Source organism: Aliivibrio wodanis, assembly GCF_052920805.1.
This window is the reverse complement of record NZ_JBREXA010000001.1, coordinates 51449-76065: the sequence shown is the minus strand read 5'-3', so window position 1 is coordinate 76065 and position 24617 is coordinate 51449. Positions and strand designations below refer to the sequence as shown.

Below are 24617 nucleotides of genomic sequence, written 5' to 3'. Positions count from 1 at the left end.
TGTGCTAGCCTATTAATTCTGAAATTTTAATTTTTGTTTTCAAAACGGATAATTCGTATTCTGTTGTCCCTAAATCAGCACTTGCGCCGCGAATAATATCCACCTCTTCAACTTCTTTTGGCCAACCAGAAAAAGGGAGATTTAAGAAGCCTTCATCATCGGCTTTTGCTTGTCTGAAATAAACTTTCTGTGACCACTTTTCCTCTTCATTCCTTAACATAAAGAAATCATCAGGTTGGTCTGTCGTGCTGCAAATTCGGTAACGTAATGTGATTTGATTTTTTGGTAGCATCACAGTGATTGCTGCAATGTTGCTATCACTTTGCTTATTGATTAATTCTGATCCAAAAACTGAATTATCAACTATAGGTAATTTGTAGATACTATCGCCTTCAAAGGTTTGCTTCTTGCTATAAACAGACATTTCTTCAGTGGATACCGCGACATTAATATAATCGGCCTCTAATGCGTTGATGTCATTTTCATTCAATGCTCTTTGGCTATAATAAACATAACAATCGGTTTGCTGTTGACCTAATATTTTATAAGGCAACCAAATATGAGGGCATGGGGTGACTTATTCGTTTCGTAATATTTGAGCCATCATCTTTTGTTGGACTTTCATGTGTCGGTAGGCGTATTTCATCATGCTCAAAATCTATAAATTTTAAAATAACCTCCTCTTCTCCTAAATCAAACACTCTTGCTTGTTCACATAGATCGAGTTCACCCACAAAGACTTTTTTCCCTTTTTGATACAATTCAAATTTTTCAAAAGAGACATTAGATTCTGGCAGAAACTCCGACCCTGTAATATTTACATGATAAGATTGTGACGATTCTTTATTGTCGTCTTGATGGTAATATTCACAAAAATAACCATTTTTATTAATCGCAATTTCTCGCCATACTTCCCCAGGGCAAGATCACGAATGTTTTTTAATCAATTAAACGATCGATTTGACGATCAGATTTACCTGTGATCATATACCTCCTTTAACGAGGAGAATTCGATGCACATTGACCATTTTAAAGAACACTTTCATGAAATAACAGACCAAAGACAAGGTGCAAAAGTAACCTATTGCCTTTTTGAAGTTCTATTCGGCTCAATGTGTGCTGTTATTGCAGGAGCAAAAGGCTGGTTTGATATTAGAGAATACATTCTTGGTCATCACGCTTGGTTTGAACGTAATGGTATGTTTTTAAATGACATTCCTGTCGATGATACGATTGCTAGGATTGTTTCAAATATTGAACCAGAGCAATTTCATCAATGCTTCGTCTCTTGGATGTCTTCAGTGCATTCTTTAACTCAAGGCCAAGTCGTTGCTATTGATGGCAAGACACTTCGTGGCTCTTATGATCGAGACGACCGCTCAAGTACTATCCATATGGTGAGTGCTTACGCCTCTTCAAACAAATTGGTTTTAGGGCAGTTAAAAACAGAGCAAAAAAGTAATGAAATAACAGCTATTCCAGAGCTTATTAAGATGCTTGATATTAAAGGCGCATTAGTGACTATTGATGCCATGGCATGCCAAACGGCAATAGCCAAAGTCATAATAGATAAGGGCGCAGACTACTTATTAGCAGTAAAAAACAATCAAGGCTCGCTACGCAAATCTGTTGAAAAAGCATTTTCAAATCAACGCTCTACAGTAAACAAACTCATTAACCTTGAGCAAGGTCATGGCCGTATTGAATCACGTCAAAGTTATGTATTACCAAGTACAGCTCTAGAAGGTAACTTTTCTCGTTGGAAAGGCTTAAAAAGTATCATCATGATTGAAAGCTTTCGTGCCATTAAAGGAAAACAGCCCAGTCTAGAATATCGTTATTACATTAGCTCAAAAGAATTAAGTGCAGAGCAAGCAGCAGTGGCGGTCAGAGAGCATTGGGGGATCGAATCAATGCACTGGGTACTCGATGTCAGCATGAATGAAGATGCTTGCTCTATATTCAAAGATAATGGTGCCGAAAACCTTTCCTGCTTACGACACATGAGCTTGAACATGCTCAGAGCTGAGCCCACAAAACTGAGTATCGTGGGTAAACAAAAGCGATGCATGATGAATACTTCAATGCTTGAATCTGTTTTAACGGCAGGTTTTTTCTCAGAGGTTAAAATTTAACCACTCATGCGGTTGCCCTGCATACTTCCCCCTTCCAAACCACATAAAAGAAGCCAGTTTTATATAGTGAATATTTATTGCCTTCCTTCTTCATAGGAACTATAGGTACTAATACGTTGTCCCACTCTTCCATTTCTGTACTTTTATCAACTAGAGATAAAGATCCAGCAAGTAACAGGTTTATCTCTTTGGCTGAATTCATGCTTGGTAAGGTGAGATATAATGCCCTTTCTCGCGTATCCAAATCTGTAAACTCAACTAAGCTTCTGTGCGTAGTTTTATTGCATTTTTTAGGCTTTTGTGTCTTTTCATTGATGCTCTTTAATTTTGAAATCGATATTGATGCCGCGTTATTTGGCCATTGTCCTGCAAACTCTATGACGATTTTATTATCATTTTTAGGTTCTATTTCTATAAGACTGCCTTCTACTGAAGAAGGGCGATTTAAAAGTAAAGAAGAGGGAGCTGTAACCAAACTTCGATTAAGGGGCGGATTAAGCACATTATTAACTCGTCGCTGCAAACCAGAACCAAAAGGAAGCCGTACATCGTGAATATCTCTATTCTGGACTCGAAAAGAGAGAGCAACCCACTCCCCATTAATAACCAATCGCACCAATTGTTGAGTTAAACTTGTTAACCCTCGATCATAAGTGATAGCTAATTTACGCTGTAGTTGAGGTGGTAATGAGGCAAAAAGTGTCTGTCGGCTTTTTTCTTGATGTAGATAATTCATCAACTCAAAGGGAGTTAACATATAACCGAGATCTTTTTTAGTAAGTTGAAACCCGGGAATTAATCTGTACTGGCAGAGCATTGTTATCTCCACATTCAGGTCGAATGAGTTTATATTAAGTTAATAACTCACCATATAAATACTTAGTCCAAATACAGTCAAACATATTTTCTATTATTCAGTCATTCCTAGGTCGACCTCTCTTGTTTTTGTAAATAATTTATACCTTAGTTACATAATAAAAAACGATCCTATTAGAGGATCGTTTTTTGTGTAATAAAAGTACGAGAATTATTTAATGTTATATAAAGAATCTCTATTCTATATAACTTTCACACTCTTTAATTTCTCTTTTTCAGCAGCTATTTTTGCTAATGTAAATACCAATGTAACTTGAACACACAAAGCAAAAACAAAGATCAGAGCATTCTCAACAAAACCCGCAATAACAAAACTGATTAACGCAATCCCGCCGTTCAATAATGCATATGGCAGCTGAGTTTTAAAGTGTTCAAACTGATCACACCCTGCCCCGGTCGACGATAGGATCGTAGTTTCTGATATCGGCGAACAGTGATCACCAAATAAACCACCAGATAGGACCGCACCAATACAAGCGTATAATGGGGCATCAATCGCAATCGCTGTTGGAATAACCAGAGGCATCATGATAGCGAACGTTCCCCATGATGAGCCTGTTGCAAACGAAATAATTGCAGCTAATAAAAAAGCGACGGCAGGAACTAACCAATAAGGAAAACCACTTTGGGCTTGCTCTGCAATATAGGCCGCAGCTCCCAACTCTTTACCAACTGAACTGAGTGTCCATGCCAGAATAAGGATGATCGCAACTTGCATCATATTACCCATTCCCTTCATATAGACAGAGATTCCATCTGACCAATTTCTAACTTTATTAAACGCCATTAAACCGATCAAGGTAGCAGCAGCAAAGAAATAAGCCGTGGATAACGCTGAGCGAAACACTGAGCCAGATACCTTTTCAAATGGGAAGCCAAGAGGTACAAGCATAATACTTAGTACCAATCCCATAACAAGTAATGGTGCCCATACAAATGAAGCCTTTGCATTTTTATGCGTGAATATTTCTTTTGTCACATCTGATGATATATGTGCGTTACCTCGCTCAGCTTCATGCTCTGCTTTTGCCATTGGGCCAAAATCTAATTTCTTAAATGCAACTAATGGAACGATCGCTATCGCTAAGATCGCATAGAACTGAAATGGAATCGCGCCGACAAAGGCATCCCAATCAGATAGTTCAACATTTAAGGCGGTAAATTCTTTTTGGATCAAGCCCATAATATACACACCCCAACCAATGAATGGGATCAAAATAGCGACAGGTGACGACGTTGAATCAATAATGAAAGCTAGCTTTTGACGAGAAATTTTAAGTTTATCAAAAAGAGGACGAAAAACCGGACCAACAATAAGAGGAGTACCTAAATCAGAGAAGAAGATAACGATACCACCTAACCAAGCAGACGTTTGTGCTTGGAATTTACTTCTCACCCAAAGAACTACTCGCTCAGCAAAAGCGTTGCCACCACCTGATTTTTCCATTAAAGCGACAAAACCACCAATGAACACAAGTAAAACGATAACTCCAGCATTATAGCTATCCGTTAACTGTGGGGATAGATAGCTTTTAACCATCACACCAAAAGTTTTCAAATGGGTCTAAATGGATAAAGAGACCATTTAGCATTGCCACACCACTTAATACACCAGCAAATAACCCAACGACAACATTGCGAGTAGTCAGAGAAATAAAAAGCGTAATAGCAATGGGGATGAGTGAGGTAATGTCGGTTTGTTCCATAACAAGTTCCTTTTGATACAACGTAAAAGAAATAGATATAAATTCAATAAATGTGACTATATATACTTTACACCGTAATGTACATACTGAATTAAACAATATCTGCAACAAATTACCTCTTTACATTTAATTAACAGAGTGTCATTCTGAATTCTCTTATATTAATAGTGATTAGCTCTAACGTTTTGCATTCAAACACGGAATGAATATTATGCAATTTACTGGAATGCAACGACATCGATTTTATAGCTACTTTTTAAATCAAATCTACCTTCCTTATGCCAAGTTCTCTTATGTCCCTATTTTTATGTTCTTGAGCTTTTTAGTTGGCGATTATATGCATTTTGGAAAGGATGCTCTCTGGCCTGCTGTGTACCGCATAAGTTTATGTAGCATTATGCTGTCAGCGACCTACTACGTTAAAAATTATCGCCCTAAATACCTCCAATTTGGTGAAGTACTTTTACTTCTTTCTGGATCTCTTTTCTTGGTTTATATTGCAGAGCTAGCCTTTGCTATAAACGATACCAACTATCAAGACGGTATCATGCTTGTACTTGTTTATATAGGAACCTTTTCTCGCCTCTCTCTCAAATACAGCTCCGTTGCACTTACTGGCTCACTGATTATTTATCTTATTGGTATTTCTCCAACTATGTATGTTGTCGACCAACCTAAAGAAGTCGAGCGTTTAACACTCTATACTGCTGCATATGTTTTATGTTTAACCGCTTGTGTTCGCCGAGAGTTGGAATACATCAACCAATTTAAACAAACTCAACAAATTCGCTCACAACAACTCACTCTTGCCGCTCAATCCGCTAAATTAAAAATGATGACTCTGACCGATCCTTTGACTGAACTATACAACCGACTCTTTTTGCAACAAGTTATTGAACCGAGTATTAAAGCAGGACACCCCTTGGCAATAATGATGGTGGATGTAGACCACTTTAAGGTGATTAATGATCAATTTGGTCATATAAAAGGTGACAGAGTCTTACAAAATCTGGCAAAGGTCATGAAAAAAGTAATAGGAAATAAAGGGTCAGTGGTTCGGTTTGGCGGGGAAGAATTTCTCATTATTTGCGATATTCAACAGCAAGATGATTTTGAGCAACTATCACAACAATTACTCAATGCCGTTCATTGTATTACAACAGGAAATAAGGCCTTATCTGTATCTATCGGCACTTATTACACGCCAAATCTTTCACTACATTTAGATGATGCTATTCATCGAGCTGATGAGTGTTTATATCAATCAAAGAATAATGGTCGCGACTGTATTACTCATTATAAGCGCACAATCCCTATTTAATAGCCGCTTATTTTAGAATTAAGTTAACAGTTTAAAAGCCGAATGATGAGACCATTCGGCTTTTTTATACCAAATTAAGCGTCTACAGGGAAAACGACTCCCGTTTGTTTACGGATCTCTGTCGTTACTTTAGAGATCAACAGTGAACGTTCAACCGCATAACCATCCATTTGGTTTGACTCTACTTGCTCGGCAAATTTAAGCGCTTCATAGAACATTGGATTTGGATTTTGCTCAACGGTGAGCTCTTCTCTCTCACCACTGCGTGTAATTTTAGTTACTTTCTCACCAATAGAGATCATCTCAGCAAGAATAGCTCCGTTCTCACCTTGGATTTCACTTGGTACATAGGAATCACTGGTTTTAGAGTGCATGACCACCACATCAAAGCCATCGTAACCACAAATGATACTGCCGTTACCATCAACACCCGAATCCAACAAATGCGCTTGTGCTTGAATCGATTGTGGCTCACCAAATAACTCAATCATAGAACCTACGCAGTAAAAACCAATATCCATGATTGAGCCGTTAGAAAACTCAGGATTAAAGGTATTTGGGTTTTCACCATTGAGATATTTAGGGTAACGCGAAGAATACTGACAATAAGTAATGTGGGCCTTTCGAATTGCCCCTAAGCTTGGTAGATCTGACTTAATTTGTTGAAAGTTAGGTAGGTATGGTGACATAAATGCCTCAAACAAAACCACGTTATTCTCTTGTGCCGTTTGATATGCTAATTGCGCTTGGCTGTAATTTGATGCCATCGGTTTTTCACAAATAACATGCTTACTTTGTTTCATCATTTGAATCGATTGAGGCGCATGAAAAGAATTTGGGCTTGCGATATAAACAGCATCCACTTCTTTGCATTGTGCTAATTGATCCAAACAATCAAACGTTAACTCAGCACCAAATTTCTCAGCAAACGCTTTGGCTTGCTCTAATGAGCGAGAATATACCGCAGTAACTTTATACTTCCCCGACTCTATTGCCCCCGCTAAGAATCGTTCAGTTATCCAGTTTGTTCCAATAACAGCAAGTTTGATCATAATGGTCTCTTTATTGGTTTTGTGTTTCTAATATTTATTATCGTTTAACGTCTTATTTTGGTTGTAATGCCACAGAGTTAAATTGAACACCAGCCCACCCTGTCACCATGAAATTTCGAATATTTTGGTGATCATCCTTGGTTGGGTTTTGTAATACATCTTCACGGTAATATTGACCAAAACACGCTAAGGTCTGCTCAACACTAAGTTTATTTAGCTCAGCAAATGCAAAGATCTTACATGAACCATTATTCTGACCCGCTTGATTGACTGTCTTTCCATTTGAAAACTCTGTTGGCGTAAAATCATAGTTATTATCAATAACAGCCATTGTCTCAGTAAACTCGACCAACTCAGGTTGAGTATTCAATTTTTCAATAAATGTACGTAACGCCATGAGTTCTTCCTTGTTTATCTAAAGTCATTATCTTTAAGTGATATTTTTAATACAAAAAAACCTAGGCAGAATCTCCACCTAGGTCTTTTCTATTTGGCTAATAAATCTTGCCACTGCAGGTTTTTATTCATGTAATGAACCACATAAGAGCAGACGGGTACAATCAATAATCCAGAGGCCCTCATCTCTGTTAAAAAGGCTTCCATCATCACTTTTCCATAGCCTTTACCTTGCAGCTCATCTGGAATCCGTGTGCTTATCACATCAAGAATATTACCTTTCTTTTCATAATATACTTTAGCAACCGCATCGCCTTCTAAGGCCACACAATAACATTTGTTATCTGGATCATGAGTGATCGTATTCATCGTAAAATTCCTTCTTAATTCTTACAATGACTCTACTTTAATCAGTTCCACTTAAAAATGCGAGTTTCGTTTCCTTCTTGTGGCGCTTCAGGAATATTTAATGACAATAAGAGTGAAATAAATGCCATTCCAGCTCCTACATAAAACACCGCGGCAGGCGATACCAACCATATTAAGCCAAAGCTTACAGGGATAACCACTGCTGCTATATGGTTAATGGTGAATGCCACACCCGCAGTTGATGCCATATCAGCAGGATCTGCAATTTTTTGGAAATAGGTTTTAATAGCTAAAGCTAATGCGAAAAATAGATGATCAATAATATATAACGCAGCAGCCATTTCTGAGGTTTGAACTAATGCGTAGCCAACAAAGACAAAAATAAGACCAATATATTCAAACATTAATGCCTTTCGCTCACCTACAACACCAATCCAGCGGCCAATCTTTTTAGCAAAAAGCCAATTGAATGTATAGTTAGCAAGAAATAATAGAGTGATATCAGCAGCTGAATAACCAAATTTTTCAACCATTAAAAAGCCTGCAAACACCATAAATATCTGACGACGAGCACCACTCATAAATGTAAGTGCGTAGTACAACCAATAACGTTTACGTAAAACCAATTTCTTCGTTTGTGGTGTTTCACTTTCAAAGTTCGGGAAAGACAACCACATAAAAACGGTCACCATAAGGGCAATTGTACCGGCAATTAAGTAAATCCATTTAAACTCTAATTGCACTAACTCAAGTAATACCCACAGCACACCATATGTACATAATGATGCAAGAGCACCAATCGAGATCAGTTTCCCTAACATCTCTGGTGCTTCTTCTTTTGTTAACCATTGCAGCGATAACGACTGTTTCAAGGTTTCAAAATAGTGGAAGCCGACCGACATCAACAATGTAGTGCATAACAGTCCATAAACACTTGGAAAGAACCCTGTAATTGCCACACCAACAGCTAACATCACTAAAGAGAGGATCATGAACTTCTGCTCACGAATAAAAAGAAGGACGAAGACAGCAGTAAAAGCTAGAAAACCAGGGATCTCACGCACACTTTGTAAGAGCCCAATATCGGCTCCAGTAAAAGCGGCTTTTTCGATAACAAAGTTATTTAGTAAAGCATTCCACGTAGAAAAAGCAATGGGAACAACGATGGAAATTAAAATCAAAAAAGTTTTAGGATTTTTCCAATGAGCTAGGCTCGACATGATAGTGACTCTCATTTTTATTTATATTACGGCTACAGTAACATAACTTTGCTTAATTCTAGTTCACCACAGCCTGATCTTTACTTTATTTACTTATATGCCAAGAGTTAGTGTTTGAATAACGTAACTAAGTATTCCATGTTTTCTGATAATATTTCAGTATTCGAGTAAATCCCAACCACACCAGTTTTGCATTGTTCAGTAGGTAAGACGACAACTCCTTGCTGTGCCATTTTCGATTTTATTTTATCGGTATACGGCATAATGGTATCACTCATTTTGAGCATATCTATGCTGGCTTTTAATGAATCAAACTCATAAATAACTTTGGCTTGTTGTGCTTTTAAGGCGAAGGTTTCTGCGCCTTTATCATTCAACACCTTTCCATCTCGACTATGATCTGGCGTTACTTTTATCTGTGGGTAATCATGCAAGTTTAGTTCTCCTCTACTTAATAAAGGGTGCCCCTCTCTAACATATAAGGCTTCGCGCTCTGTAAATAATGGAATAAAACGCACTCGGTTACGAGAATCAATATTTTCTATTTCATGACCAATAAAGAGATCAATGTCACCATTAAGCAAATGACTTAACATTGATAAGCCATTACCAAACTCAATATAAAGCGAATTATTGGGATGCGTCTCTATAAACTGTTTAATTACATCCGCGGCAAAACATTCCCACCACGCTTCACCAATGCCGATTTTAATTTTACCTTGGCTACGGGCTTTCATGTCAGAAAGTTGATGCATCATTTGGCCATGTTTTTCATAAATATCTTGTATATAGCGGTAGTAAACCCAGCCAGCACTGGTGAGTTCAACCCCTTTAGATTTTCGATGAAATAAAAGTGTTCCCAGTAAATCTTCCAATTTTTTGATTGCTGTCGTGAGTGTTGGTTGACTAATGAACAATTTATCTGCTGCGGCTTTAATGCTGCCTTGGCGAGCCACTTCATAAAAATATCGGTACTGCTTTTCCATGATTACAATCCATAATAAACATTACCTACACCATACTCATGATATAAATTTTTTCTATATCAGAGTTCAAATTATCAATTATTCATACTGATTTTATTTCGCTATATTAACGTTACTTTCTTTAATGAATATTGGATATCAAGATGGAAAAACGTTGGTGGCATAATAGTGTGGTTTATCAAATTTACCCACGCAGCTTTTGTGATTCAAATAATGATGGCATTGGTGATCTTCAAGGCATTATCAGCAAACTCGATTACTTAACCACCCTTGGTATCGACGTTATTTGGCTCTCTCCTGTTTATCAATCTCCAATGGATGATAACGGTTATGATATCTCTGATTATCAAGCCATTGCTGCTGAATTTGGCACCATGGATGATATGCGTGAGTTAATGCACAAAGCTGAGCAACGTGGCATTAAAATTGTAATGGATTTAGTGGTTAACCATACCTCAGATGAGCACCCTTGGTTTGTTGAAGCAAAAAACAACAAAGACAGTGAATACCGTGATTTTTATATCTGGCGTGATGCTGGTGAAAACGGTGAAGCCCCAAGTGAGTTAGGATCTATCTTTGGTGGCACTGCATGGGAATGGGATGAAGAGAATCAACAATACTATTTCCACTTATTTTCAAAACGTCAGCCAGATTTAAACTGGGAAAACCCTGCTGTTCATCAAAAAGTGTTTGATATGATGAACTGGTGGATAGACCAAGGTATTGGTGGTTTCCGTTTAGATGTGATTGATTTGATCGGTAAAGAAATCGACAAAAAGATCACGGGGAATGGCGAACGTCTTCACCCGCTTCTTCAACAAATGAACCAAGCGACCTTTGGCAATAACGATTTATTAACCGTGGGTGAAACATGGGATGCCACGCCAGAAACCGCGCAGCTTTATAGCAACCCTGATCGTAACGAACTATCGATGGTGTTTCAGTTTGAACACATTACTCTGTTATGGGAAGACGGCGATAAGTGGAAACCAAAACCGTTAGATCTTAATGCCTTTAAACAAGTGATGATTAAATGGCAGCTTGAGTTAAGCAATAATGGCTGGAACTCACTGTTTTGGAATAATCACGATTTGCCTCGTGTTGTTTCTAAGTACGGTTGTGATGGTCAATATCGTGTTGAATCAGCGAAGATGTTAGCGACAACGCTGCACCTACTAAAAGGCACACCTTATATCTTCCAAGGTGAAGAGATTGGCATGACTAACGTGGCGTTTGATACGTTAGATGAATACAAAGACATTGAAACGCTTAACTTCTATAAAGTAAAAACGGAATCAGGCGTCAGTCATGAAACCATGATGAAAGGCATTCATGCTAATAGTCGTGATAACGCGCGTACACCAATGCATTGGGATAATTCTGCGCACGCAGGTTTCACTCAAGGATCGCCTTGGATCTCATTGAACCCGAATTTCCCTGAGATAAACGTTGCTGCGGCTTTGGAAGATAAAGATTCCATTTTCTATCATTACCAAAAGCTGATTGCACTGAGAAAACAGAATCCTGTGATTGTGTATGGTGATTTCATTCCTCTGTTTGAAGATCACCCTGCGGTATTTGCTTATGAACGTAAAGATGCAGATCAACATTTGGTGGTACTAAATAACTTTACTGCTGAATCTCAGACGTTAACTCTGCCAGAGCATTTAGCGAATAAAGAAGTAGAGTGTTTAATTGCGAATTTAGAACCAGTAGCTCATTTAGGGTCACAGCTAACACTCGCACCGTATCAAAGTATTGTTGTAAGACTGTAGTTATCATCATTGTAGCGCCCTTATGCTGTTGACATGGGGCGTTATACTCTCACTCCCTCTTTTTATTCTTACATCCCTTTAAACAAACTTTGTGCGCTGCGACTAACGGGCAGCTTTGATTCTCCAATATGCACATATAAATGCCCTATCAGATCTTTTTTTACTCTGTCTATTTTTGCGACGTTGACAATACTTGAGCGATGAATATGCCAAAAATGATCAGGGTTTATCTTTTGTTGCAGTTCTTTAAGTGAACAACGGATCAAATACTCGGTCACTTTATTATTTGCTTGTTGCGCATAAACAGAAACGTACTTATCTTCTGCTTTAAAATAAAGCACATCAGAAATCGAGACTAGGTGTAAATCGTCTCCTTGATAGGCTTTAATCCAAGTTAAATAGTCTGGTTTTTTTTGAGCTGATAACTGCTGTATTTGAACTAACAAATCACTAAGTATGCCTTGGTCTGGCGTATTTTTTACTTCGTTCAAAGGATCTGATGAACTTCTTTGTTTAGAAAACCGTTGTTGAGTAATTCTCTGTTTTATCTTCTCACACGTTACTACTAACCTTGTTTCTGATATTGGCTTTAATACATAATCTATCGCATTATTTTCAAAGGCTTTTATGGCAAATTCATTATAGGCGGTAATAAAGATCACTAACGGTGGTGTAGCTGATTTTTGTAATTTAGCCGCTAACGTCATGCCATCTAACTCTGGCATTTTTATATCCAAAAAGGCGATGTCTGGTTGATGCAACTCTATTGCTTCTAGTGCTTCTTTACCATTAGCACAAGTAGCGACAATCTCTAAATCTAACCATAAATCAGAGAGCATTTTTTCAAGATGAAAACGTAGTAAAGGCTCATCGTCGGCAATAATAGCGGTAATCAATTGATTCATGAATATTCCTTGTTCAGCAGTTCTAAACATTCCATTGGTATTGATAACTCCGCGGTTACCCCACCTTGCTTGTTTTCAGCGATAGTTAACGATGCTTTACCTTCAAATAAATCGTGTAATCTCTGTTTTATATTATTCAAACTCATGCCATTACCCGCAGTAGAACTCGTTGAATTTAAACCTAATCCGTTATCAGAAATCGTAGCCTTAAAGACATCATCAAGTTGATTAAACTGTACCTTTATCTGCCCACCACTCGCTTTAGGTTCAATACCATGTGTAATGGCATTTTCTACTAAAGGTTGGATTAATAATGGGGGCAATGACAATGAATCAGTCAACTGATTATCAATGTCATAGTTTAATCTGTCACCTAAGCGAATTTGCTGAATAGCTAAATAAGCGCTGAGTAGTTCGGTCTCTTGTTCTAGACTGATTAGTGGTTTACGGCTTGTTTTTAATGTACCTCGCAGTAAATCGGTGAGTTTTTCTAACATCAACTTTGCTTTATTACTGTCCAACTCAATTAATGCACTAATATTCGCCAATGTATTAAATAAGAAATGCGGTTCTATTTGGCTTTGTAATTGGCTCAACTGGCTCAGTACTAGTGCTTTTTCTTGCTCTGACTGCTTACGCTTAGTCACTTCTAGTTCTTGTTCTGCCAATAATTTCTGTTCATTCGAGTGGAAGTAATAAAAACAGATCGCGGTAAATATTAATCCTAATAACACGACTGGTTTTAATGCTTCTAACGTTGCAAAATCATCGTATTTTTTTAGCCATATAAATGCATGTAATGTGCCTAACCCAATAGAGAGCACCATAGCCAGAAAGGTGGAATATGCTTTTTTTAATAAGGGAAAAAGTGTCTCTAGCGCGTATGAAGAGAAAACCGCACTGTAGCCATAACCAAGGCTAATAAGAACGTGTTCATAAAATGGAGATGACCAAAGATTACTGGTTACCATCGCAATAACAATACAGAATAAAGTGGTGATAGAGACACTTTTTAGTAATCTAAACGTTGGCTCTTTTTGTTCGTTTATCGTAACCATTAAAATCTTCCTTTTAGGTTCAGTAAGATCATATGCTTATCTGTTAGGTTTGCATACGCAGAATCGCTTTTTCCTGTTAAAAAACGCGCGGCAAGTTCCATTTCAACACTTGAGTGACCAGAATCATGTACTAGATAATTAAGCCATTGAGTCGCAATTACGCCATTATCTTGTGGAGAATAAAGCACATCAAACGTTGGTGTTAACTCACTTAACCACCCGATATTTTGACTCCATTGCCAATTCGACCATGCGTTTGGGTCTAAACTCCAATGAAACATCATGTTATGCTGCACTATATTGGCATGAAGATACCCTTGTTGATATGAAGGTGACGCAATATTCAATGCATTCTCCCATTCATTTTCTCCCCACGTGCGGCTGTCATACCAATATTCTACAACAAGAGTATTGCCTATTTCATTTGCCCAAGTAAAACCCACTAATGCTTGATAGGCGTTGGACTCTTTTTCCAACCTCACAGGCGCATACATTGAATTTGGTTTTTGATAGTTAGTTTTTTGATAATTAGGCTGCTGATAGGCTAAGTATTTTGATTGATACAACGCCGAGCCATGAAACTCCCACGACGCATCAATCACAGTTACAATACTTGCACCTAATAACCCTTGGCGGACATCATCATAATAAGCCAACCATTGATATTCGCTATCCCCCACTAATCCATAGCGCCTTATACCAAACCCTTGTTGTTCGCTCTGCTCTTCTAGTTCACTGCCTTCTTGCTGTGTCCATGAAGAATCGGTATAGATTAATGACCATTCGCCTTGGTTATCAAAATAAGATACCGAGGCAACTCCCGCCCCTTCTTCTACTTGAATACCAACAGGGTTGCGTCGAGATGGAGTAAAAATATCCAGAGGACGATAGCCATAACCTACGCCCCAATCTACTCTGACTTTTCCTAATTGAAAATCCAAAGGCAGATCGAAGACATCCATACTATGCTGCCAAAACAATTCGCTAATGATTAATTCTGCTTCTGAAGATTGATCTTGATTTGGGATGCTTGAGTCGTAATACAGATCATTGCCTTTTAATGCCACCACTGCATTCCAACCTTGATAACCAATCTGAACATCTAACACCCCATTAATTGACTCTTTATGTTGTGATTCCGTTAATGGCACAAAAGCGGTTTCTCTTTGTGCCGTCGTTTGGGTACTCAACATCCAATCCCACTCAAAAGTAAGCTCTGAAGCCGCCAGATTAAACGAGAGCAAAACCACGATTGTTAATACTCTTGATCTCATTCTCTTAGTCATAGCTAAAGATCCAAGTTTTTGGTGCGCGATAAATAAGCGGGGTTGTAATACTTATCATCAATTTCGGTAGCGACTATCTCTTTATACTCAATGACTGTTTTTTGATTGGTTTGAATTTGGTCGTTCAATATCATGGCTACCACTCTGGTTTCTCCTTCTCGAAGCCCTTTGGTAAACCACGCTTCTTTCGCCATTTTTCCTGAGCGTAAATAGAGATCCGCTTTAATTGGAAAATAAGTTCCCTGCTCTAACCACAAATCAATAGTGAAATAACTCGCCCCTTTAGTAATCGCTTTTAATTTGAGCCTTTCCGTTTCTAGCTGTTTACCACTATCTAAAGTAAGCGATTCACTCCCTTGCCATTGTCCTTGATAATCTTCACTCCATGTCAGAGTTGAAATATCACCAACAGAGGCTTCACCCAATAGTTTCTGCATTGGGGTAATTCGTATTGGGCGACGACTTTTTGGCATCAATAACCAGTAGTTATCCCCCAGCATCAGCATCTTTTGTCCCGCTTCTACTTGAGAGTTAAACAGCACTAATGATTCTCTGTTTTCTCGCATATAGACCGTGTATTGACGCGTTTTATCTAACTCATTGTTTTTATACAGCAGCACTTCTGATACCACTTTTGCCGCGGCGTTATCTAACCGAAACTCATCCGCCGCTTTAATCATTTGCTTAACTTGCGTATCACTCACCTCTTTTTCTGATTGATTCAGCTCTGTTGCTGCAACTTGAGATTGAAGCCCAACAAACAAACACAGTGCAGATAATAAGTTAAATTTAGACATAAATAAGCGCCTCCGTGATTGGTTTTTTTACGCCCTTGCGAGCAGATAAATAGGCAGCAAGTAAGCAGATACACAACACACCAATGCCTGCATAAGCGAGCAACTCAAATGAGAAATAGATATTTAATGGATAACCGTCGGTTCTGCCCGGAGGCGGTGGCATTTGTACATCAATAACCATAAGTAACACTGTGGTAATCGCGGTGGTTAACGCCCCAAAAATTACACCAATGACAGCTAATAGCCCAGCTTCTCGTAAAAATGAATGGATAATTTCATTTGGGTAACTGCCAAGTGCTGATAACGTGCCGATCTCACGCGTTCGCTCAGTCACGGACATCGTCATGGTATTAAACAAGGCTACAAAAACGACTAATCCCATCACAAAGCCCATCACACCAAAAATCAGATCGTAAAGGTTTTTTACTTTATTGTAGAAAAACGCTCTGTCTTGCCATGGCGTAATCTCAATATCTTGTTGCGTGATGTTTACTTCTTCATTTAATCGTTGGTTCATAAGCTCCGTTTGTTCAGTATCAAATAAAAAAACAGACAATGTGCTGACTTTATCTGAAATCAATAAGTCTTGTGACGATTGGATATGAATATACAGTTGACGCTTATCAAGTTCAGGCACGCCTGTAGAATACGTCCCTCGTACTTTAAAATCTAAGGCATTTAATGCACCTTCACTGGTGGTGCTTAATAAGGTAATCCAATCACCAATAGTTACGTTTAAGTTTTTAGCAAGATCAACGCCCAACATCACTTCTGGTTCCATTGGATCATAACGGCTAGAGTTAATATCAGATAAGGTTTTTCCTGATTTCATATCTAGAAACGGCCCTTTCATATCGAACTCTCGGTCATTAACCCCAGTCCCCATAAAGATGGTCGATTTCATTCCATTTGAGACTAAGCCTGTGAAATATATTCGAGGTTGAACACCACGAACTTCATCATGCTTCATCATGTTTCGGGTTAATTGAGAGGTATCAGAAAGACCATTGCTTAATGGCAACTCTTCATCGCTTTCAAAATAACCCGGCTGACTTAATGTTAAATGTCCGGTATCACGCGCTGTTGATTCTTTCAGTGAATCATAGGTATATAGACCAAAACCACCAGCACTGGTTAGCGCAAAAACAGCAATAGTGATAATAAGAATTGAAAGCGCACTACGGCGGCCATTTCGCAATAAATTCAGCCAAGCAAGACGCAATGAATCAGGAAATAAGGTGATTAACTTGCCCATGATATTTTCTCCTTGCTGATCATTCCATCTAATAAATTAATACAGCTATCACAGTGTTGTGCCATACGATAATCATGCGTAGCAATAATAAACGTCGTCCCCATTTCTTGCCCTAACGACTTCATAATATCAATCACAACTTCTGCGGTTTTACTGTCTAAACTGGCCGTCGGCTCATCAGCAATCACTAAGCTTGGCTTATGAACTAACGCACGAGCGATAGCAACACGTTGCTGCTGACCACCAGAAAGGTTATCCGGTCTGTGGTGAATAAAATTTCCTAAGCCTACTTTTTCTAGCATCTCAGTGGCTAACCTGTTTTGTTCTTCTCTGCTGTAGCCATTTAATTGCAATGGATAAGCAACGTTCTCTAAAGCCGTCATCACAGGAACAAGATTAAATCTCTGGAATACAAATCCCAATTGGTGACGGCGTAACGTAGCCGCTTTAATGGGATCTTTCGGATAAGCTTTCCCATCCATTCTGATCTTACCTTTGTAATCCATATCCAATAGACCAAGGATATTTAGTAAGGTACTTTTTCCTGATCCTGATGGGCCACATAGCGCAACCATTGAACCTTTAATGATAAAGCCTTCTATCTTTTTTAACGCTTCGACTTGCTGTGATCCCAATTGATAGGTTTTTTGTATTCCATTAAAACTGATCATCGCACTCTCCTTCTTTTTTATTGAGATCACTTATTCGCCGCTAACAACGTTTGTGCTTTACGCGTTTCAGGATGATTTTTATCTTTATCTAACATGACGTCTAACCACTGATTGGCTTGGTTAAGATCATCCGCTCGCAATGCGGCTTGTATTGCATAACCGTATACCCACGCTGTTGCTTGATAAGGCTGCTGTTGAAATTCAGACTCAGAAAGAAGCCCTAAATAAAGGTCATAACCACGCTCAAAGTGATTGAACATATCTGGCAGTTGCGAATACGTTGCTGCTGCTAATGCGCGGGTTAAATACGATTCTGGAATGCCTGAAATAATGTCTTGCTCTGATATCGGCGTATTTTCATTTGCCAATAAATTTAAGCCTTTGCCAATTTTTGCTAATCCTTGTTCAACGTATTTCATCGCTGTCCACGGCATCATGGCATCTCGCCCTTTTAAGGTTTCGGCACTACCAAGATAAACCAAGGTTAACGGTGTCGCGCCTTCTTGCTGTATCAGTTGGTTAAAACGATCAAAAGCGGGATCGACTTTATCTTCATCGCCTTCAGCCGCTTGGTTATAAATATTAATATCTGCAGCGGTTAATGCGGCATGAGCAGTAAAAGCAGTTATTCCCATGCATACGCTCAATAACAAGGTTGGTAGCGTCATTTTCATCTTCTAATCCTTAGTCGGTGATCTTATTTTCAATGATCACAGGTTAACTAAGACAAATAAGAAAAACTGATGAATGCGACGAATGGTAAATAACAGGTATAAACGGTAATTATTAGATTCAAATGGTATCAGTGCTTGTCATCGAAGCTTATTCTAGTTAAGTTAAGTTAAGTGTATGTTTATTAGGCAAAGGATGTAGGTAATGGAAATAGTGATTCGTCCAACAGAATTAAAAGATATCGATGGTTTATGTGATTTATATAATCAACCACTCGCTCAAGCACAAACTCTCCAACTGCCTATTCCATCGTCTGCTCTCTGGGAAAAACGAATTTCAACCATGCCTGATAATGTCTACAGTTATGTTGCACTTATTGACGGTAAGGTTGTCGGTAATATTGGCTTTGAACAAGTCACGCGGCCTAGAACTCGTCATGTGGCTCATTTTGGAATGGGCGTTCATGATGATTATCATGGACGTGGTGTTGGCAGTAAGCTAATCGAAACTGTTTTAGAACTTGCTGATAATTGGCTTAATGTTCGACGTATTGAGATTGACGCTTTTGTAGATAATCACGCCGCACTTTCACTGTATAAGAAATATGGATTTATGATTGAAGGGGAAGCAATTGATTCTGCATTTAGAAATGGTGAATTTATTAATACCTACTTTTTAGCACGTATTAATCGTAAGTAGCTTTTATGTAAAGCATTAACGATGAATATCATGGCGGACCTTTGCGCTCCGCCATTTTTATAAATAATTATCTTAGTTGGCTGTCTTTACTTGCTCTTCGGTTATAGGCACTAAAGGCTTTTTCTCTTGCATCTTCTTTTGCCTGGCACTCAACACACAGCTCAACACCTGGGATGATTTTACGTCGACCTTCAGGGATCAACTCACCAGACTCTAGACAATAATCAGTCTCGTTATGTTCGTGGTTAAGATGTGCTCTAGCACGGTTAATTGCATCAGTAACAGTGGCATCAATTTGGTCTTGTACGCCACCATCTCTTGTAAATCCATTAGCCATAATGATCTCCAAAGGTAATGATTGACTAGGAGAACATTATCGATTATTAACTGTGTTTTGATAATAGAGCTAAATGTGAATTACTATTACGTTTATGTAATAAAAAGAATTATTCAGATAATAAAAAAGCCGTATCAATAAGATACGGCTCACTACATTTATAATGCTTAATAACGAAAACTAAATGAATGTTTTTACGAACTCCGCCCAATACTGAGTAGCAAGTTGAATTGCCTCTTCTCTTGGGTAATTTTCTTCTCGTTTATTTGCCCACAGTACGTTAGCAACATTAAAAATTACGGTGTTCGCCATTAGTTGTAACTGCTCAGGTTTAGTACCTAACAAACAATTATCTAGAATAGGCAAGTCTTCTATTAATTCTTCTTCCCAGTACAACTCTTCGCACACCCCTTTTGATGCACACCACAGTGATTGACTCACTTTAGGATTAAACTCAGATTCACCTCCCATGCCTTTAAAGCACAGTGCTAATTCAGAGCAATCTTCTGTTGCTTGTTGCAAACGAGACTCTGCTTCGCCGTGCAGTTGTGGCAATCCTGGATGAAAGCTTCCACGTAATGAAATAGGTGCAGAAGCTGGGTTTAACATACGAGCACAGGTATTAACTGGCGTTCTAAGACCATATTCATGTTGCCATAACAGCATGGTTTCTACTTGAGGGGCATAAACCGATAAAGGCAAATAAGCGATATTACCTTCATCAAGCTTTTTTTGTGCTTCAGCAATGCTTGAACAACTTGGAATATTTAATTTCTCAATCACTTGAGATACGTGCTCACGAGTACTACCAAGTTGCAGGTGACCATGAATTAATACTCTAAAGCCTTTGTTTGCAAGAATTTGAGCTGCATACAACTGCCATGACGGACCTTGAACCTGACGCTTACCTGCAAAACATGCCCAATCAATATCTACATTAAGATCTTTTAGCTCCGGCGTTTGTTCGTTACGAATAAATTCACGAATGGCGGTAGTAAAACCACTGATCTCATCAACGGTTTCATTTTGAACTCGAATGAGCATCATTAACATCGCCATTTTGTCACTAGATACGTCACCGGCAAGATATTCTTTCATTACTTGATAAGCTTGATCAAAACTAAGTGGCTTACGACTGCGCTCACCACGGCCGACGGTTTTAATACATTCAATAATTGAGCTCATGACTGTCCTTAATAACTTATTCTTAATACTTTAATTCATACCATTAAAGCACAAAACGCAGAGGGATTTCGAGCCCACTCTGCGTTTATCATAACGATAGGTTAAAGTTCTAGCGTATTAATATTACTCAAGAACAGTACTATTAGTTACGCTATCTAATTTATTATCAATAAGGAAGTCTCCCAATTGCATTTGCATTTCCATATGATGATTGTAGTCTTCCTGTGGATTTGCAGTACTTTGTGGAGCAATGAATGTTGAATGCTGTGCTACATCATTAAATTTAGCAAAATCAGATACGCCTGTTGGAGTATTTGATGATGCTGTCAGTGCATTCAAACCAAGCTTTTTAGCAAGAGGTTCCAGTTCCTGAAAAAGGAGCAGTTCCAATCATTGGGTCATTAATAACATCATTAGGAACCGTAGCATCACTGTTTGCTTGACTCATATAAACAGGTAACACTAAACCGCTATCATTTAATAAATCTGAAGCATTAGTAAATGGATCAATCGTATCTAATACTGTTTGTCCTGCATAGGCAAACTGATTAAACAAGGTAGCTAATACCATTCCTTGATCAGGGTTTGTCGTTAAATAACTTCCTAAACACATTGCCGCATCATAGTTATTAGTTTGACATACATCTGATGCATAAGCGGCGTATTTAGCATCACCACTAATTGCAACAGTATGTTTAATAGTCGAACCAAAAGACTCAGAACCTAATAACAAGGTAGCGATTTGTCCACCAGCATTTTCAAATGCAGCTGATGAGAATTTATAGATTGCATCGCCAGCAACATCACCAATGGTTTTATTCGCTTGTGCGACAGCTGAAACCCCTGTGATCCCACCTAATGAGTGTCCTACAAATCTAGGATTTGTTACTGTTGTATTCGCAGCAGTCGCTAGCTCTGTATGATTAAAAATACCTAAACCTTGAGAGACAGATAATGACGCACGTAACCCCATAATATCAAGGATACTTTGTCTCACATTATCACGAGCGACAGGTAAATTTGATAGGTTTAAATAAGCTAATAAATTTACATTTGCTGAACGTTCATTCAAAATACCATCCAAGCTACGAGTACCGTGTAATGGTAAATCAATACCAATAACAGCAACACCTTGATTCACTAAATTAGCAGCAAAGTGATAAGCATTTTCTTTCGCACTTGTAATCCCATGTTGATAAATCACAATTGGCATAGTACCTGCCGTTGGTAATGTTTTTGGTGTAAATAACAAGAATTCAACAGCATGTAGATCTTTAACTTTCGGGACTGGAGCGTAACGAGTTATCACTCTTTCTTCATCTAAAACAGTACCATCAGCCTTAGTTAAATCAACGCCAACTAATTTCAATTGCTCTGCTGGATCTGTTGCTAATAAGCTTGGATCAATGTTTGCAGCCATAAGTTGTTGCACTATAGTCGCCGCATCTGCCTCACTGCTTAACGCTGACGAAACCTTTGCCAAACTTGGCATAGCAGATTCAAAAGGTTGTGAATTCCACTCTGCTTGACTTGTCTCTAAATAATAAGGCAGCTGTACAAAACCTTGAGTAACATTCACTGTTCCATTATATGGACTTGATTGATATTGGGTTAATAGAAAGTCTTTATTAGATTGACCAAAGAAAGTGGTGTAATCATCATCTTCTGTTAAAGCAACAACATAATCTTTCGCAGTTTCAAATGACATAGTGTATGCAGCAGTTAAATCTACATTATTTGGATTTGCACTGCCTTTCCATACAAGAGACAGATCTTTAGCACCAATACCAGCCGCTGAGGCAGCTTTAGTGCTATAAATACTTGCCCCTACAGACTGAGTAGAAAACCACGTCGAGTAAATAATACTTTCATGATTTAAATTAATAGCACCCACTGCATTTGCACCTGCAAATATTTGCTCTACACCTTGAGTAACTTGCTGAGCTTGTGCAAGACTTCCTTTAGTATATGTCGTCGTTTTTGATTTTAATGCGGCGTAGCTTGATGACATACCTACAGGATCATTATCGACATCTGTTAACTCATTTGATAATGCTAAAATATATTCACTTCCCGAATCTAAAGAGTCTCTAAATGAGATAGTAAATGAATCAGTCATTGCACTTGAATAGATATCAAAATCAGTTCCTGCTACCAGAATTTTCTCAATTCCCGGAGCCTCTGCTGATGTTAATGATTTATCTATTTTAATAATATAAACACCTGACTGTGGATTCCCATCAGCCAAACCAACCCCTTCAAATTCCATAATGATTGGCATACTTGTTGACCAACCATCGACAGTATTCATTGCTGCATAAGGGTTTGTTAAATCATTATTTCCATCCGTTGGTAAGCCTAATGTACCATCCGTAGCATCCATTAAAGCAAAACTAGGGATAGGAACAGAGATGTTTTTTCCACTTAAATTAAACTTTATGTTTGTATCTTGCGCCAAAGAATCTTGAATGTAATCTTCGTATTGAGGTGTTGTTGATGCACCTGAGCTGTTTGTATCGTCACCACACCCTGCAAGCAGAATAGCTGAAGTGATTAGTGATATTTTAAAAATATTGTTCATTGTTAGCTCCCAGCTTAATTAAAGGTATAGTTCAATTGAATAGCAGAAATATAAGCAATCGCATCAGAAGTGAATTCGAGGTCTTCAGCTAAAGCGTTAGTTTCTGTAAACGAACCATCTTTACTTTGTACAATGGCAAAACCAGCATCAAGACTTAAGTCAGGAGAAATTAAATAGGTTAAACCTGCGCTATACCAGTAGCGGTCACTATCAGGAATACTTAATGTTGCTTCACCAGCTTGCTCGTCATAGGCAAGGCCAGCTCTTAATGTCCACTCACTATTAACTTGATAAGTTGCACCAAAAGAATAACGATTATTATCTTCATAATGCTCAGGTTTATATAAACAAACGCCGCCAGTACAATCATTACTAGTTGCTTTCAATTCTGTAAAAGAATCCCATCCTGTGCGCTGCCAACCATAATGAACGGCCCATTCATCATTCAATTGGTGAAAAGCAGACAGCTCAATAATTGAAGGTAAGGTAATTTGCAAACGGCCATCTACAGTTGGAGCATTTGCAATTCCTGAGTTATAACTTTTAAATTTACCTTCATCAAAATCAAGATCGACTTCTGAGCGATAACCAAAACCAAAACGGTTATTTTCATCAAGCTCGTAGAGTGCACCAATATTCCAACCGTATGAAATCGTTTCTCCTGTCATCCCAATTAATTTATTGGATGGATTTGGGTTTGCTGATATAAACTGGCTTAAACCCCCTTCATGTCGAGTCAGCTCAGCCTCAGCATAAACAAGGTTAATCCCACCACCAATGCTAAATTTATCATTAATGCGGTAAGCTATATTAGGATTAATATTTACTGAAACAAGAGAAGTATCTCCAGCTAAATCTCCAGCATAAATATCATCAGGGTAGTCAGTAGCAACACCGTAGGTCGTAAACATACCAATGCCCCAACTCCATTTATCATTAATTGGGCTAATATAATAAGCTGCCGGTACAACTTGCATTGGCGCAACATCATTAGATGATTGACTCTGCCCACCAGAGCCAGGAACATTATGCTGAGTAACATTCACCTCAGGATCAACAATAGAAACAACACCGGAGAACTGGGCTGTATCAAATAATGCCATTGCTGCTGGGTTTCTAGCAAGAACACTGGCGTTATCAGCTACAGCACCTTCACCAGAAAAGGAACGTCCTAATCCTGAAGCTGAATGTTCTGCAACTTGAAAACCTGCGGCTTGGATATTACATGCAAACAGAATCGAAACCGTTAACAGCGAGCGTTGTATTATTCTCATCCTTGACCCTCCTTGGGTATCAAACATTATTATTATTAAATAAACACTATATTTCTTTGCA

At 38.4% G+C, this 24617-nt stretch carries 22 protein-coding genes and 2 pseudogenes; 4 read left to right on the top strand and 20 right to left on the bottom strand.

Features of this window, described 5'->3' with window-relative positions; translation table 11 throughout:
- Positions 1 to 4: 4 nt before the first annotated feature.
- Positions 5 to 490, bottom strand: a complete 486-nt coding sequence (locus ACU5DF_RS00350; RefSeq protein WP_446711346.1) for a hypothetical protein — start codon at positions 488 to 490, stop codon at positions 5 to 7.
- Between the two features lie 52 nt (positions 491 to 542).
- Positions 543 to 761, bottom strand: a complete 219-nt coding sequence (locus ACU5DF_RS00345) for a hypothetical protein (protein WP_446711345.1) — start codon at positions 759 to 761, stop codon at positions 543 to 545.
- 252 nt (positions 762 to 1013) lie between these two features.
- Here ACU5DF_RS00345 and ACU5DF_RS00340 point away from each other — a divergent pair, with 252 nt between their 5' ends.
- Positions 1014 to 2135 (top strand): ISAs1 family transposase, encoded by a 1122-nt coding sequence (locus ACU5DF_RS00340; RefSeq protein ID WP_446711344.1) that lies wholly within the window; start codon positions 1014 to 1016, stop codon positions 2133 to 2135.
- Positions 2136 to 2139: 4 nt separating this feature from the next.
- On the opposite strand, the gene ACU5DF_RS00335 is transcribed toward ACU5DF_RS00340, so the two are convergent.
- Both ACU5DF_RS00335 and ACU5DF_RS00330 read right to left on the bottom strand, forming a co-directional pair.
- Entirely contained in the window at positions 2140 to 2892 is a 753-nt protein-coding gene (locus tag ACU5DF_RS00335; RefSeq protein WP_446711343.1) for a hypothetical protein, read from the bottom strand.
- 300 nt (positions 2893 to 3192) lie between these two features.
- Positions 3193 to 4717, bottom strand: a pseudogene (locus ACU5DF_RS00330) (Na+/H+ antiporter NhaC family protein).
- Positions 4718 to 4928: 211 nt separating this feature from the next.
- Here ACU5DF_RS00330 and ACU5DF_RS00325 point away from each other — a divergent pair.
- Complete coding sequence (locus ACU5DF_RS00325) at positions 4929 to 6038, top strand: GGDEF domain-containing protein (protein WP_446711342.1); 1110 nt, start codon at positions 4929 to 4931, stop codon at positions 6036 to 6038.
- A gap of 74 nt (positions 6039 to 6112) precedes the next feature.
- Here ACU5DF_RS00325 and ACU5DF_RS00320 read toward each other — a convergent pair whose 3' ends face one another.
- From ACU5DF_RS00320 to ACU5DF_RS00300, 5 genes are all read right to left on the bottom strand, one after another.
- Positions 6113 to 7090, bottom strand: coding sequence for a Gfo/Idh/MocA family protein (locus ACU5DF_RS00320; RefSeq protein ID WP_446711341.1), 978 nt, complete (start codon positions 7088 to 7090; stop codon positions 6113 to 6115).
- Between the two features lie 52 nt (positions 7091 to 7142).
- Positions 7143 to 7487 carry a HopJ type III effector protein gene (locus ACU5DF_RS00315; protein ID WP_446711340.1) on the bottom strand — a complete coding sequence of 115 codons (345 nt, stop codon included), beginning with the start codon at positions 7485 to 7487 and terminating at the stop codon, positions 7143 to 7145.
- Between the two features lie 89 nt (positions 7488 to 7576).
- Positions 7577 to 7855, bottom strand: a complete 279-nt coding sequence (locus ACU5DF_RS00310) for a GNAT family N-acetyltransferase (RefSeq protein ID WP_446711339.1) — start codon at positions 7853 to 7855, stop codon at positions 7577 to 7579.
- Positions 7856 to 7896: 41 nt separating this feature from the next.
- Entirely contained in the window at positions 7897 to 9075 is a 1179-nt protein-coding gene (locus tag ACU5DF_RS00305; RefSeq protein ID WP_446711338.1) for an MFS transporter, read from the bottom strand.
- A gap of 107 nt (positions 9076 to 9182) precedes the next feature.
- Positions 9183 to 10061, bottom strand: coding sequence for a LysR family transcriptional regulator (locus tag ACU5DF_RS00300; protein ID WP_446711337.1), 879 nt, complete (start codon positions 10059 to 10061; stop codon positions 9183 to 9185).
- Positions 10062 to 10204: 143 nt separating this feature from the next.
- Between ACU5DF_RS00300 and ACU5DF_RS00295 the strand changes: the two genes are divergently transcribed.
- Complete coding sequence (locus ACU5DF_RS00295) at positions 10205 to 11836, top strand: glycoside hydrolase family 13 protein (RefSeq protein WP_446711336.1); 1632 nt, start codon at positions 10205 to 10207, stop codon at positions 11834 to 11836.
- Positions 11837 to 11904: 68 nt separating this feature from the next.
- On the opposite strand, the gene ACU5DF_RS00290 is transcribed toward ACU5DF_RS00295, so the two are convergent.
- The 7 genes from ACU5DF_RS00290 to ACU5DF_RS00260 are packed head-to-tail and all read right to left on the bottom strand — an operon-like array spanning position 11905 to position 18476.
- The gene (locus tag ACU5DF_RS00290; protein ID WP_446711335.1) at positions 11905 to 12741 is read right to left on the bottom strand and encodes a LytR/AlgR family response regulator transcription factor; all 837 of its coding nucleotides are present in this window, start codon (positions 12739 to 12741) and stop codon (positions 11905 to 11907) included.
- Positions 12738 to 13790 carry a sensor histidine kinase gene (locus ACU5DF_RS00285; protein ID WP_446712453.1) on the bottom strand — a complete coding sequence of 351 codons (1053 nt, stop codon included), beginning with the start codon at positions 13788 to 13790 and terminating at the stop codon, positions 12738 to 12740. The genes ACU5DF_RS00290 and ACU5DF_RS00285 overlap by 4 nt, the downstream gene beginning before the upstream one ends.
- A gap of 8 nt (positions 13791 to 13798) precedes the next feature.
- Positions 13799 to 15085 carry a hypothetical protein gene (locus ACU5DF_RS00280; RefSeq protein ID WP_446711334.1) on the bottom strand — a complete coding sequence of 429 codons (1287 nt, stop codon included), beginning with the start codon at positions 15083 to 15085 and terminating at the stop codon, positions 13799 to 13801.
- Positions 15086 to 15087: 2 nt separating this feature from the next.
- Positions 15088 to 15882 (bottom strand): outer membrane lipoprotein-sorting protein, encoded by a 795-nt coding sequence (locus ACU5DF_RS00275; protein ID WP_446711333.1) that lies wholly within the window; start codon positions 15880 to 15882, stop codon positions 15088 to 15090.
- Entirely contained in the window at positions 15875 to 17137 is a 1263-nt protein-coding gene (locus ACU5DF_RS00270; protein WP_446711332.1) for an ABC transporter permease, read from the bottom strand. The genes ACU5DF_RS00275 and ACU5DF_RS00270 overlap by 8 nt, the downstream gene beginning before the upstream one ends.
- Complete coding sequence (locus ACU5DF_RS00265; protein ID WP_061004393.1) at positions 17125 to 17808, bottom strand: ABC transporter ATP-binding protein; 684 nt, start codon at positions 17806 to 17808, stop codon at positions 17125 to 17127. Before ACU5DF_RS00265 ends, ACU5DF_RS00270 begins: the two co-directional genes overlap by 13 nt.
- Before the next feature lie 26 nt (positions 17809 to 17834).
- Positions 17835 to 18476, bottom strand: a complete 642-nt coding sequence (locus ACU5DF_RS00260) for a hypothetical protein (RefSeq protein ID WP_446712452.1) — start codon at positions 18474 to 18476, stop codon at positions 17835 to 17837.
- A gap of 208 nt (positions 18477 to 18684) precedes the next feature.
- Between ACU5DF_RS00260 and ACU5DF_RS00255 the strand changes: the two genes are divergently transcribed.
- Positions 18685 to 19179: a GNAT family N-acetyltransferase gene (locus tag ACU5DF_RS00255; protein WP_446711331.1), complete on the top strand. Its 495-nt coding sequence runs from the start codon at positions 18685 to 18687 to the stop codon at positions 19177 to 19179.
- Between the two features lie 67 nt (positions 19180 to 19246).
- Here the strand turns inward: ACU5DF_RS00255 and ACU5DF_RS00250 are convergent, their stop codons facing one another.
- The 4 genes and pseudogenes from ACU5DF_RS00250 to ACU5DF_RS00235 all read right to left on the bottom strand — a co-directional run bounded on the left by ACU5DF_RS00250 (position 19247) and on the right by ACU5DF_RS00235 (position 24556).
- Positions 19247 to 19516 (bottom strand): DksA/TraR family C4-type zinc finger protein, encoded by a 270-nt coding sequence (locus ACU5DF_RS00250; RefSeq protein WP_446711330.1) that lies wholly within the window; start codon positions 19514 to 19516, stop codon positions 19247 to 19249.
- Positions 19517 to 19696: 180 nt separating this feature from the next.
- Positions 19697 to 20701 (bottom strand): glycosyl transferase family protein, encoded by a 1005-nt coding sequence (locus tag ACU5DF_RS00245; RefSeq protein ID WP_446711329.1) that lies wholly within the window; start codon positions 20699 to 20701, stop codon positions 19697 to 19699.
- 123 nt (positions 20702 to 20824) lie between these two features.
- Positions 20825 to 23282: pseudogene (locus tag ACU5DF_RS00240) on the bottom strand (VolA/Pla-1 family phospholipase).
- A gap of 14 nt (positions 23283 to 23296) precedes the next feature.
- Positions 23297 to 24556, bottom strand: coding sequence for an outer membrane protein transport protein (locus ACU5DF_RS00235; RefSeq protein WP_446711328.1), 1260 nt, complete (start codon positions 24554 to 24556; stop codon positions 23297 to 23299).
- Between the last annotated feature and the right edge of the window lie 61 nt (positions 24557 to 24617).

Coding starts and splice junctions, on each gene's coding strand:
- ACU5DF_RS00340 (WP_446711344.1), top strand. CDS start 1,014: ATGCACATTGACCATTTTAAAGAACACTTTCATGAAATAACAGACCAA.
- ACU5DF_RS00335 (WP_446711343.1), bottom strand. CDS start 2,892: ATGTTAACTCCCTTTGAGTTGATGAATTATCTACATCAAGAAAAAAGC.
- ACU5DF_RS00325 (WP_446711342.1), top strand. CDS start 4,929: ATGCAATTTACTGGAATGCAACGACATCGATTTTATAGCTACTTTTTA.
- ACU5DF_RS00320 (WP_446711341.1), bottom strand. CDS start 7,090: ATGATCAAACTTGCTGTTATTGGAACAAACTGGATAACTGAACGATTC.
- ACU5DF_RS00315 (WP_446711340.1), bottom strand. CDS start 7,487: ATGGCGTTACGTACATTTATTGAAAAATTGAATACTCAACCTGAGTTG.
- ACU5DF_RS00310 (WP_446711339.1), bottom strand. CDS start 7,855: ATGAATACGATCACTCATGATCCAGATAACAAATGTTATTGTGTGGCC.
- ACU5DF_RS00305 (WP_446711338.1), bottom strand. CDS start 9,075: ATGTCGAGCCTAGCTCATTGGAAAAATCCTAAAACTTTTTTGATTTTA.
- ACU5DF_RS00300 (WP_446711337.1), bottom strand. CDS start 10,061: ATGGAAAAGCAGTACCGATATTTTTATGAAGTGGCTCGCCAAGGCAGC.
- ACU5DF_RS00295 (WP_446711336.1), top strand. CDS start 10,205: ATGGAAAAACGTTGGTGGCATAATAGTGTGGTTTATCAAATTTACCCA.
- ACU5DF_RS00290 (WP_446711335.1), bottom strand. CDS start 12,741: ATGAATCAATTGATTACCGCTATTATTGCCGACGATGAGCCTTTACTA.
- ACU5DF_RS00280 (WP_446711334.1), bottom strand. CDS start 15,085: ATGACTAAGAGAATGAGATCAAGAGTATTAACAATCGTGGTTTTGCTC.
- ACU5DF_RS00275 (WP_446711333.1), bottom strand. CDS start 15,882: ATGTCTAAATTTAACTTATTATCTGCACTGTGTTTGTTTGTTGGGCTT.
- ACU5DF_RS00270 (WP_446711332.1), bottom strand. CDS start 17,137: ATGGGCAAGTTAATCACCTTATTTCCTGATTCATTGCGTCTTGCTTGG.
- ACU5DF_RS00265 (WP_061004393.1), bottom strand. CDS start 17,808: ATGATCAGTTTTAATGGAATACAAAAAACCTATCAATTGGGATCACAG.
- ACU5DF_RS00260 (WP_446712452.1), bottom strand. CDS start 18,476: ATGACGCTACCAACCTTGTTATTGAGCGTATGCATGGGAATAACTGCT.
- ACU5DF_RS00255 (WP_446711331.1), top strand. CDS start 18,685: ATGGAAATAGTGATTCGTCCAACAGAATTAAAAGATATCGATGGTTTA.
- ACU5DF_RS00250 (WP_446711330.1), bottom strand. CDS start 19,516: ATGGCTAATGGATTTACAAGAGATGGTGGCGTACAAGACCAAATTGAT.
- ACU5DF_RS00245 (WP_446711329.1), bottom strand. CDS start 20,701: ATGAGCTCAATTATTGAATGTATTAAAACCGTCGGCCGTGGTGAGCGC.
- ACU5DF_RS00235 (WP_446711328.1), bottom strand. CDS start 24,556: ATGAGAATAATACAACGCTCGCTGTTAACGGTTTCGATTCTGTTTGCA.